The 4,655-nt window shown below is 54.3% G+C and carries 4 protein-coding genes; all 4 read right to left on the bottom strand.

Annotation, left to right across the window (positions count from 1 at the left end; genetic code table 11):
• A partial coding sequence (rodZ, locus tag BG74_RS03970) for a cytoskeleton protein RodZ (RefSeq protein ID WP_244267266.1) occupies nt 1-598 on the bottom strand: 598 nt, incomplete at its 3' end.
• Between the two features lie 445 nt (nt 599-1,043).
• Nucleotides 1,044-1,217: a hypothetical protein gene (locus BG74_RS12875; protein WP_187202583.1), complete on the bottom strand. Its 174-nt coding sequence runs from the start codon at nt 1,215-1,217 to the stop codon at nt 1,044-1,046.
• Nucleotides 1,218-1,294: 77 nt separating this feature from the next.
• Nucleotides 1,295-2,467 carry a dual-specificity RNA methyltransferase RlmN gene (gene rlmN, locus BG74_RS03965; RefSeq protein ID WP_066596756.1) on the bottom strand — a complete coding sequence of 391 codons (1,173 nt, stop codon included), beginning with the start codon at nt 2,465-2,467 and terminating at the stop codon, nt 1,295-1,297.
• A 173-nt stretch (nt 2,468-2,640) separates the two neighbouring features.
• The gene (gene ndk / locus BG74_RS03960; RefSeq protein ID WP_066596751.1) at nt 2,641-3,072 is read right to left on the bottom strand and encodes a nucleoside-diphosphate kinase; all 432 of its coding nucleotides are present in this window, start codon (nt 3,070-3,072) and stop codon (nt 2,641-2,643) included.
• Nucleotides 3,073-4,655 lie beyond the last annotated feature (1,583 nt).

The following is a 4,655-nucleotide window of genomic DNA, read 5'->3' as shown; positions in this document are numbered from 1 at the left end:
GTGGTGCCGAGGGACTGACTACTGCCGGCACTTCTCCGGCGCTAGCGGTCTGGTCTGCGATGTAAGGGGGAGACGGCGGTTGACCGACGTCGTCAACGCCGCCGCCAAAGGGTACCGATATCGCGTCATCTCCCTGGTATAGCTGGGCGGAGGATTGATCGGCCATGTTGGCGATATCCTGTTGCTGAGCCTGATGATTCTGCCACCACCAGGCGCCCGTCAGACCAATTACCACAAACAAGATAAGCCAGGTGAACCCCATCAGCCAACCGTCGCGTTTCTTACAGGTTTTTCCCAATGAGAAGCTCTGTATCGGCGCGACCTTAGAGACTTTTATCGGCGCCTGCTTAGCCATAAGCGGCATCAGTTCTTCTTCGGAAATATGTACCAAGCGCGCATAAGAGCAGATATAACCGCGTAGGAACGTCGAGACAAGGTTGGGATTGGCGTGATCGTCTTCGATATCGCGCACGGTAGACACCTTTAGGCATAGCCGATCGGCCACAGCCTGCTGGCTTAATCCCATATTTTCGCGGGCTTGACGCAGGCGTCCACCCGTGGTGGTTGGAGCTTGATCTTGGAGAGCTTCAGTATTCATTAGCTAAGAATTGCTAGTACTGTTCGGATTGTAGAAAATTTCGCGCTAGCCGGAAGCATATATTGGTAAACATCTAATAGCCGCTGCGCTCTGTTAGGTCGACCCGCCATTAATTGCTGGTTCGCTTCAGACACCAGCGTCGCGCCCTTTTCAAGATAATACTTCCAGCGTGTGCATCAGCAAACTACGCGCGTCTGCGAGTCGTACCCGGCCTTAAAAAAATAGTATCCGGTCCTCTCCAGACTATCGGCAACTTCACCTTAATGCGCCGATTGTGCAGCGGTGATAAGCTGCTATTGTGCCAGTACATACTACCCTAAACCACATAAAAAAGCACCGTAACTATTCAGAACTTCCTATTATATGGCAACAGTTTCAGAGCTAGCTGATAGCTGTTCTACGCGACAGCGGTTCCCCCCAACCCGCTGTTTATACTGTTTCATCCCTAATTAGGTACGGTAATCGCTGGGCGCGACCCTTTACCGCCATCGACAGCTTCTGCTACCGCTATCGATAGCTTCTGCCGGGAAGCGTCAAAATTACCCACTGCCAGACAGTCTACCCCAACTGCAAACGGGTCGCGGTAGACTGTCAGCCCACCCATCCGAATCATTTTCATACCAGTTCCCGTATCAGTATCACTACATCCGTTAACGAGGAGCAAAATCAGTGCCAGTGCCGACAATCATACAACCTTTACCTCTTGATCGTTTCGCCGCTCATGCGTTTACGCAACATCCGCTTGGTACGGTCGATCACCTCTCCCGCCAGCTGTCCACAGGCGGCGTTAATATCGTCACCGCGCGTTTTACGCACGATGGTGGTAAACCCGTATCTCATCAGCACCTTGGCAAAACGATCCACCTGGCTGTTGGAGCTACGGCCATAGGGAGCGTTGGGGAACGGGTTCCAGGGAATAAGGTTAATCTTGCATGGCGTATCTTTCAAACATGCCGCCAGTTGATGCGCATGCTCGGTGCGGTCATTGATATTGTCTAGCATGACATATTCAACCATCACGCACCCCTGATTGGCGTTGGATTTTTCCAGATAGCAGCGTACCGCCGACAAAAAGGTGTCGATGTTGTACTTGCGGTTAATCGGCACAATCTCGTCGCGAATTGTATCGTTCGGCGCGTGGAGGGAAATCGCCAGCGCCACGTCTATCATATCGCCAAGCTTCTCGAGAGCCGGCACTATGCCAGACGTCGACAGCGTGACTCGGCGCTTGGACAGCCCGAAGCCGAAATCGTCCAGCATGATCTCCATCGCCGGCACCACGTTAGTGAGGTTCAGCAGCGGCTCGCCCATGCCCATCATGACCACGTTGGTGATAGAACGATGGCCGGTGACCTTGGCTGCACCAATGATCTTGGTCGCACGCCAGACCTGGCCTATGATTTCCGACACCCGCAAATTGCGGTTAAAACCCTGCTGTGCGGTAGAGCAAAAGGTACACTGTAGTGCGCAGCCCAACTGTGAAGAAACGCACAGCGTGGCGCGGTTATCTTCTGGGATATAAACTGTCTCCACATGCTGGTCACCTACCTTGATAGCCCATTTGATGGTGCCGTCGGCGGAACGCTGCTCTTCAGAGACTTCCGGCGCGCGGATTTCCGCTAACGCTTTCAGCCTAGCGCGCAAACGCTTGTTGATGTCCGTCATCTGCTCGAAATCATCGCAGCAATAGTGATAGATCCATTTCATCGCCTGATCGGCGTGAAAGGGTTTCTCCCCCAGCGAAGAGAAAAATCCGCGCAGCTGCTGGCGGTTCATATCCAGCAGGTTCAATTTCTGCTGAGCCGCGGGCACGGGAGAAGCAGACATTGCCACCACGGGTGAGCATTCAGATACCATTTGCTCAGACATCATTTTGTTGCAGGCCTCGTTATTACACATTATGGCACGAAATGTATAAAGAAATGCCCCGGCCGAGCGCGGATTACCGCCTCATCCGGGGCGCATTGGACACCCATTTTAGCGCAGAGCTATCTAGCTTGAAAGGCGAAGCAGCCCTTTTTTTCACTGTTGTGCGGCGACGATTAGCGAATACGGGCGTAAATTTCGTCTTCGGTGAAGAAATAAGCGATTTCTCGCGTGGCGGATTCAGTGGAATCCGAACCATGTACCGCGTTTTCGGTAAAGCCGTCGGCATAATCGGCGCGCAAGGTTCCGGCCAGTGCATTGGCAGGGTTGGTAGCGCCCATGATTTCACGATTGAGGCGTACGGCGTCTTCCCCTTCGAGCACCTGTACCAGGATTGGGCCAGAAATCATAAAATCTACCAGGCTGTCAAAGAAAGGCTTACCTTTATGCTTAGCATAGAACCCTTCGGCCTGTTCACGGGTAAGCTGGAGCATTTTAGCGCCGACCACAGTCAGCCCGGTGCTTTCAAAGCGCTGGATGATGGCACCGATGACATTTTTGGCCACGGCGTTCGGCTTGATGATGGAAAAGGTGCGTTCGATGGTCATGAGAACCTCTAAGTGATTGTTGTTATGGCCGCGATAATTCGCTGTTACGCCGGCCGGTGCAAGTGGCGCAAATTATAGGGGCACCTTCAGCAATCCGCTACCCTTCCCCTTAAAAATAACATTTAATTAAAAATAACGCCCCAGCGTAACCGTCGCCAATGGCGGCCTCCAAGCGCCCCACAGGCCACTTTTTCGTCTTCCCCGGCCCGTCAGCGAGCCATCTACGCCTTGACGTCAACGGCAAAAAGCCGATAATGCCCGCCAATGCGATAGCATCGGCACAGTGCCAGACGCAGGCCGATGCGGAACCTATAATGACCCAATCGTTATTCGTCTACGGCAACATCTCGATGACCCTCAGGTGCGTATTATATACGTGCGCATGCTGTCTTCCGGTCACATCAGAGCCAGCGCGATATCGTTGCGGAATTTCGCGCGGGCCATCCATCTACTCGGCGCGGTGTTTTTCGATATTGAGGCCCTGTCCGATATCGCCTCTTCCCTGTCCTATCTTCCCTACCCTATATACTGACATCGTCGGTGCAGTTCGCACGGGATATGGGCGCACTCGGCGTTATCGACGCCCAGCATTGCACGATTTACGACGACGGTTTTCTATTCTCAGCGGCGCGCGCCTGATGGATGCTCCTGACCAGCAGAGTCCAGTAGATGTCGCTGCTGTCGAGGCATTGACACCTGGTCGCGCACTAGAAGGCCGTTGAAAGAAGGGAAACCAACGCCCGAGCCACAGACCTTTACGCCGCGCACTGTGGCTAATCGCATGAGTGCGCTCAACGATATCTGTCACATCAGCGTAGACGGCTCAGCGCAAATGTCGATGCCCGGCCCGCTGCCCGCTTTCGCTGCGAAGCTCTGGACTCCCGACCCGCTCCGGGGTCATATCCCCTGTAGCCTGAATATCCCCTGGACCAGTTAGTGCAAAACGGGCAGCTACAAACCCCTGCTGCTGGAAGAACAAATACGCCAGGCAGGGATAGAGATCAAGCAGCCTATCGTCGCTAGCCGAGGTTCCGTCGTCACCACGACAGTGGCAATATTAGCCCTCACAGCGCTCGGCACACAGGACATCAGCCCGTATGACGGTTCGTAGAGCGAATGGGGCGCCCGGGACGATATGCCTATAGTCGGTGCGCAATGATCATCGGCGGCGGTGCGGGTATTACATGGGCAGGTTTGCCCTTTTCAAGTGACGGCGCACCATCGAACGACTAGTGTGGCCGTGGCGATAGACCTTGTGCTGAGAGGGGACAGCGGCGCGAGGCAGCAGACGTTGCACGGGATGGCAATCTAACGCCTTGAGAGCTCGTAGGCCGCCTTATGACGGGGCGTCGTACTTCACAGACCGAAGCCAACTGCGCCAACGCCGTTCGTAAAAAGGCGTCAGGTGGTGATGAAATAATGGCTGATACCCGCCTCGCTCTCTACAATATAAGAAGATATCCACCGCTCATCCGGCACGAATATCGGCGCCACCTTGACCTGTCGCTTAAATAGCTTCCTCAGCAGCGCCGTCGGACTCCAGGCTGATAAGCCAATGTGGGGCTCCCCTGCTCCGTGTCATC

Origin of the sequence: Sodalis-like endosymbiont of Proechinophthirus fluctus (assembly GCF_001602625.1) — a bacterium.
Classification (GTDB): Bacteria; Pseudomonadota; Gammaproteobacteria; order Enterobacterales; family Enterobacteriaceae.
Note: the sequence above shows the minus strand (reverse complement) of the source record. Positions and strands in the feature narration are given on the sequence as shown.

Bases quoted from the DNA above. Each gene is read 5' to 3' on its own strand.
- rlmN (WP_066596756.1), bottom strand. From the start codon at position 2,467: ATGTCTGAGCAAATGGTATCTGAATGCTCACCCGTGGTGGCAATGTCT.
- BG74_RS12875 (WP_187202583.1), bottom strand. From the start codon at position 1,217: ATGAAAATGATTCGGATGGGTGGGCTGACAGTCTACCGCGACCCGTTT.
- ndk (WP_066596751.1), bottom strand. From the start codon at position 3,072: ATGACCATCGAACGCACCTTTTCCATCATCAAGCCGAACGCCGTGGCC.